Origin of the sequence: Blautia massiliensis (ex Durand et al. 2017) (genome assembly GCF_001487165.1) — a bacterium.
GTDB classification, from domain to species: domain Bacteria; phylum Bacillota; class Clostridia; order Lachnospirales; family Lachnospiraceae; genus Blautia_A; species Blautia_A fusiformis.
Window position 1 is genome coordinate 1 of record NZ_LN913004.1, and the last position, 2,548, is coordinate 2,548.

The 2,548-nt window shown below is 45.4% G+C and carries 3 protein-coding genes; all 3 read left to right on the plus strand.

Annotated elements, in window-relative coordinates; translation table 11 throughout:
* The first annotated feature begins 116 nt into the window (after positions 1-116).
* The 3 genes from tnpA (at position 117) to BN3261_RS00025 (ending at position 2,482) form a co-directional block, all read left to right on the plus strand.
* Complete coding sequence (gene tnpA / locus BN3261_RS00015) at positions 117-515, plus strand: IS66 family insertion sequence element accessory protein TnpA (RefSeq protein ID WP_059085159.1); 399 nt, start codon at positions 117-119, stop codon at positions 513-515.
* A gap of 14 nt (positions 516-529) precedes the next feature.
* Positions 530-880, plus strand: a complete 351-nt coding sequence (gene tnpB / locus BN3261_RS00020; RefSeq protein WP_199874089.1) for an IS66 family insertion sequence element accessory protein TnpB — start codon at positions 530-532, stop codon at positions 878-880.
* Positions 881-946: 66 nt separating this feature from the next.
* Positions 947-2,482 (plus strand): IS66-like element ISRob1 family transposase, encoded by a 1,536-nt coding sequence (locus tag BN3261_RS00025; RefSeq protein WP_059085161.1) that lies wholly within the window; start codon positions 947-949, stop codon positions 2,480-2,482.
* Positions 2,483-2,548: the final 66 nt, after the last annotated feature.

The window sequence follows — 2,548 nt, forward strand, 5'->3', positions numbered from 1 at the left end:
TCGTAAGCGTCCAATAAGAGGGTGTATCGAAATTTCTGGCTGTTGCATGTAAACTATTGATTAGAGTTTTGGGAGTTGACTCTAAAAACTCTAAATCTAATCTAAGGAGCAGGCTTATGAATCTTTCTTCTTTGACTCCAGACAAACAGGTGAAACTTCAATACTGGCTGGATGTAATACGGCAATGCAGGGCCTCAGGACTGACAAATCAGATCTGGTGTGAACAACACGATATCTCTTTGAAAAGTTATTATTACTGGCTTTCCAAAATTCGAAAGCTTGCCCTGGAAGAAGTGCCCCGTAAGAAAAACGGCATCCACATGTGTACAGACCAACAGTCAACTGCTTTAACGGAATCCCCGGCTGAGTTTGCGGAGCTTTCACTTCCGGACAGAAACATTTCCCGTTCCACTCCTGCAGCCATACTTCATATCGGATCCATAACAGTGGAACTTTATGAAGGCACATCTGCCCAGATGCTGGAAAACATTCTGAAAGCCGTGCAGTCATGTTAGGAGATCTTTCCCATGTGGAGAAAATCTATATCCGATGCGGCTACACCGATATGAGGAAGCAGCTCAATGGCTTGCTGGATATCATCCAGTACAACTTCAAACTGGATCCTTACAGCAATTCCTTATTCCTGTTCTGTGGAAAGAGGGCTGACCGGATCAAAGCAGTCCATTACGAGGAAGACGGTTTCTGCCTTTTATACAAACGGTACGAAAACGGACGTCTCCAATGGCCGCGGACCGGCGAAGAAGCAAAACAGATTTCTGATCAGCAGCTGCGCTGGCTTCTGGAAGGTTTGAACCCGGAGCAGCCAAAGGCGGTTCAGAAATGGCTCCCGCATAAGTCTGAAAATACTGAAAATCCTTAGAAATGCTGGGAAATCTGACGATTCTATGTTATAATAATCCTATCGAAACGAAAGGGTTTTCAGGTTATGTCAGCTACGGAACAGGAGTATAAAAATCATATCAAAGAACTGGAACAGCAGGTCCGGCTCCTGAAAGAGCAGGTTGATTTCCTGACCCGTAAACTTTATGGAACAAAATCCGAGAAGACATCTACTCTCGAAATCGAGGGGCAGATGTCTCTTTTTAATGAAATCGAAACCTGTGCGGATCCTGATGCACACGAACTGGAGCTTGTTGAGATAGAGAAGCACCTACGTAAAAGGAAGTACACCGGTCAGCGGGAAGAACTGGTAAAAAATCTCCCTCACAGCAAAGTACTCCATACCATAGATGAAAGGGAACAGATATGCGATAACTGCGGGAGTACGATGGTGAAAGTAGGGGAAGAATTCGTCCGCACAGAAGTACAGTTTATCCCTGCAAAACTCAAGGTGATTGACCATTACCGGGAAACGTATGAATGCAGGTCATGCCGGAAAAACGGAACTCTTTATATGGAGAAGGCTCCGGTGCCATATCCTCCCGTCCTGCATTCTCTGGCATCTGCATCTACCATCACCTGGCTCATCCACCAGAAGTTTGAATTAAGCATCCCGCTGTACAGACAGGAAAAAGAATGGGAGGCTTTGGGATTACGTTTAAGCAGAGCGACTATGTCAAACTGGCTTCTGGTTGTCTATCGGGACTGGCTTATACACATCGTCCACCGTCTGAAGCTGGAACTTCTGAAACAGAGATACCTTCATATCGATGAAACACATGTACAGGTGCTGAAAGAACCGGGACGGAAAAATACGTCCGATTCCTATATGTGGGTTTACTGCAGCATCAGAGATGCCGTAAATCCCATCCGCTACTTCGAGTACCAGCCGGGACGAAGCGGGAAATATCCGGAAGCGTTTCTGAGGGAATATGAAGGTTATATCCATACAGACGCTTACTCCGGATACAATGCAGTTTCAGGAGTAAAAAGATGTCTTTGCTATACGCATCTGCGCCGGGCTTTCGTGGATGCGCTCCCAAAAGACATCCATAATTCGGAAGCATCAAAAGCAGCGGAAGCAATCCTCCGTCTGAATCAACTCTTTAACATAGAGTCAGAGTTGGAGGCGCTCCCTCCTGATCAGAAGAAAAAAGAACGTCTTATCCGCGAGAAACCGCTTCTCGAGGCTTTTTGGTCATGGGCAGAAAAAAGTGCCATCGGAGAGCTGCCGAAATCCAAACTTTCAAAAGCTTTTCATTACGCCTTAAATAACCGCGAAGGTTTTTGGAATTATCTGGAAGACGGGAATTGTTCCATCAGTAATTCGCTTGCGGAAAACTGTATCCGTCCCTTTGTGATCGGCAGAAAGAACTGGCTGTTCTCCGGCAGTCCGAAAGGGGCGGAAGCCAGTGCAGGAATCTATACACTGGTAGAGACAGCGAAAGCGAATGGGCTTGCCCCGATGAAATATATAAAATATATCCTGTCCGACATGCCGGGGAGTGCTTTTCTTGAACATCCTGAATATCTGGATGATTATTTGCCTTGGAATCCTCTTGTAAAAGAATTCTGTCGATAACCGTTGACCTTTTAGTATAAAAGGCTGACGGTTATTTTTCTATACACTGTTTTATTTGACGCTTAC

Coding starts and splice junctions, on each gene's coding strand:
- BN3261_RS00025 (WP_059085161.1), top strand. CDS start 947: ATGTCAGCTACGGAACAGGAGTATAAAAATCATATCAAAGAACTGGAA.
- tnpA (WP_059085159.1), top strand. CDS start 117: ATGAATCTTTCTTCTTTGACTCCAGACAAACAGGTGAAACTTCAATAC.